Source organism: Acinetobacter lactucae (genome assembly GCF_013344765.1).
In the GTDB taxonomy this organism is placed as follows: domain Bacteria; phylum Pseudomonadota; class Gammaproteobacteria; order Pseudomonadales; family Moraxellaceae; genus Acinetobacter; species Acinetobacter lactucae_A.
Window position 1 is genome coordinate 1 of sequence record NZ_JABVBF010000262.1, and the last position, 2708, is coordinate 2708.

The 2708-nt window shown below is 30.6% G+C and carries 3 protein-coding genes; 2 read left to right on the plus strand and 1 reads right to left on the minus strand.

All coding sequences use genetic code 11. From position 1 onward, the window contains the following. Nucleotides 1-270: 270 nt before the first annotated feature. On the minus strand, nucleotides 271-1278 hold the full coding sequence (locus HUN22_RS16415) for an aspartate-semialdehyde dehydrogenase (RefSeq protein WP_174731610.1): 1008 nt from the start codon (nucleotides 1276-1278) through the stop codon (nucleotides 271-273). A gap of 557 nt (nucleotides 1279-1835) precedes the next feature. Here HUN22_RS16415 and HUN22_RS18395 point away from each other — a divergent pair. Both HUN22_RS18395 and HUN22_RS16425 read left to right on the plus strand, forming a co-directional pair. Then, the gene (locus tag HUN22_RS18395) at nucleotides 1836-2006 is read left to right on the plus strand and encodes a helix-turn-helix domain-containing protein (RefSeq protein ID WP_174731617.1); all 171 of its coding nucleotides are present in this window, start codon (nucleotides 1836-1838) and stop codon (nucleotides 2004-2006) included. 145 nt (nucleotides 2007-2151) lie between these two features. Continuing rightward, nucleotides 2152-2496: a hypothetical protein gene (locus HUN22_RS16425; protein WP_174731614.1), complete on the plus strand. Its 345-nt coding sequence runs from the start codon at nucleotides 2152-2154 to the stop codon at nucleotides 2494-2496. The last annotated feature ends 212 nt before the right edge of the window (nucleotides 2497-2708 follow it).

A 2708-nucleotide genomic window follows, 5' to 3' on the forward strand; every position in this document is an offset into this window, starting at 1 on the left:
CATATAAGCTTGGTACTTATAGAATACTTTTTTTTATTTTTTTTTCAACTTTTTTAATATATTATTTTTATAATTATTTCATAATTTTTATTTAACAATTAGTTACTTCAACAGACTAAAACTTAAAATCCATCATTTTCTTTTAGAAAAAGGTAAAATTTTCCATAACTATAGTTTAGTATGATAAGTTTATTACAGTAGGCTTTATTTAAAACAAAGCCTACTGCTTAATTAAAATAGCTTTTAATTATTCTTTAAAAAATTATATTTTTATAATAATTCTGCTATTTGTACTGCATTTAATGCAGCACCTTTTAGGATTTGGTCACCAGAAATAAATAGTGCAATAGATTTACCTGTTGGGTCACCTAAATCTTTTCTAATACGACCTACCAAAATATCATCTTGATTACTAGCTTTAATCGGTGTAGGAAAAAGTTCTTTTTCTCTATCGTCACAAATTTTAACTCCTGGCGCACTACTCAGAACAGCCCTTACTTCGTCAACTTCTACTTTTTCTTCAAATTCAACAATAATAGATTCACAATGTGCACGCATTACAGGAACACGAATACATGTTACTGAAATTTTTATTTCATTATCATGGAAAATTTTTCGAGTTTCATTAATTAACTTTTCTTCCTCTTGATTATATCCATTATCTTGATTGATTGGTGAATTATGACTAAACACATTGAAAGCATAATTTTCTTTAAATACTTTAGGTTCAAAATCCTGCTTATTTAATAAAGCTTCAGTAGAATGTAATAATTCATTCATTCCCTCTATACCAGCACCAGAGGCAGCCTGATAAGTAGATGCGATAATTCTTTTTATTTTTGATAACTGAGTTAAGGGCCACAAAGGAACTGTAGCTATAATCGTTGAACAATTTGGATTTGCAATAATTCCTTTATGTAACTTCACATCGGAAGGATTAACCTCTGGAACAATTAAAGGTACACTTTCGTCTAAACGATAAGCTGAAGAGTTATCAATACATATCACTCCCATTGAAACTGCTTTAGGAATATATTGTTTTGAAACCTCACCACTTGCTGCAAAAAAAGCAATATCAATATTTTCAAAACTTTCATCAGCTAATAATTTTACTTCATATTCTTTGCCAGAGAAATTTACTAGCTTTCCTTTTGATCTTTCTGAACCTAGACAGACTATATGCTCTACAGGAAATTGCCTTTGCTCAAGAACTTTTAAAATTTCTTGCCCAACAGCACCAGTTGCACCCACAATTGCTATATTTTTTCCTGTAGACATTATATTGCCCTTAAAAAATTAAATTAAATCCAAAAAAGTATATCTTCTATACAATTTATTATCAATTTGGAAATTAGAAAACTTTTTTAACAATCACAGATCCACCTCTCTAAAGGTGGATTGTTCGAGTCCAAAAGACTAAATTTTACAATTTTATGCTGAATTCAATCAATGATCTCGACTCATCGCTCAATTTTACTAATCTAAATATTTCTTAACTGAGATAAACAAATCATAAGCTTTATCTTTAACTAAATTCAACTTTACCCACCTTATAAGCTTATACTTTCAATTAAGTGAATTTATGTTGCGACAGTTGCTCCATTTCAAATGTGCTCATCCCATATTTTAGAAATTTTAAGTAGAGATGATTAAAAATTATCAATCGTGAGAACGCTACAGATATTCAAACATTAAAAAATATCCCTTACCAACAAAACTCACAGTAGTTGTGCTGCATTCAATCGAGCTATATTTATTTCAAGAATGCTGTGTAAACTTCGTAATTACCATTATTAGAGAATTAAAACTAAAAAAGAAGTAAATATTCAGAATTAATAAAACAAGCTAAGTTAAAAGATGCTATTTGGCTTTTACGTAACACCCATTTAACTATTGAAGAGATTGCAACTAAAATGAAATATGAGGATGAAGCTAACTTTTGTAGAGCCTTTAAAAATTGGTGTGGACAAACTCCAAGCGCTATTCGAAGAATACAATTTATGTAAGGTTTATTCGCTATGCCTCCAGCACAACTTAACTCTGCTCCACGCCCATATCCATTAAACATGGCCATCACTTTAGACATGGCTCGTCCATTCGGTTCAGATTTCGAGTTCGATTTTTGTCTATAGATTCTACTTTAAGATAATAATGAATGGGTTAATTATCCAAGCAAAATCCTGCTTAACAGATGTTCAAACTACCGATGCAGTATTGATTGGTAGTGGGACAAAAACTAGAGAAATTGTTTTAGATCATGAAATAATGAGTCAATTAAAACTTGATCCTTCACGACAACTTATAGGAGCCCAGTGTTCAGATACATTAATTTTATCAAAATTAGGTCTACTAAATGGTATTCCTGGATGCACGGATTTAACTACAAAACCTTGGGTCATCGAAGCTAGCATATCAGTATTGAACCAACATTTTTTCAAAAAAAATAATATTGCTACAGCTGGAGGTTGCTTACCTTCTACCTACCTTGCAGCCTAGGTAATTGCTCGATTAGAGGGCATTGATAAGGCTAAAGATGTTATAAATTATATTGCTCCAGTAGGGGAAAAAGAATTTTTCGTTTCACAAGTACTTAAGAATATTGAAGCTTATATCTAATCTTCTTCCCTCTACGCATATATTGTGGATATTATTGGCTTCTAACTAAGCTAAATTAAAGTACTCTTAATCCATTGGAAAATATTTATTAC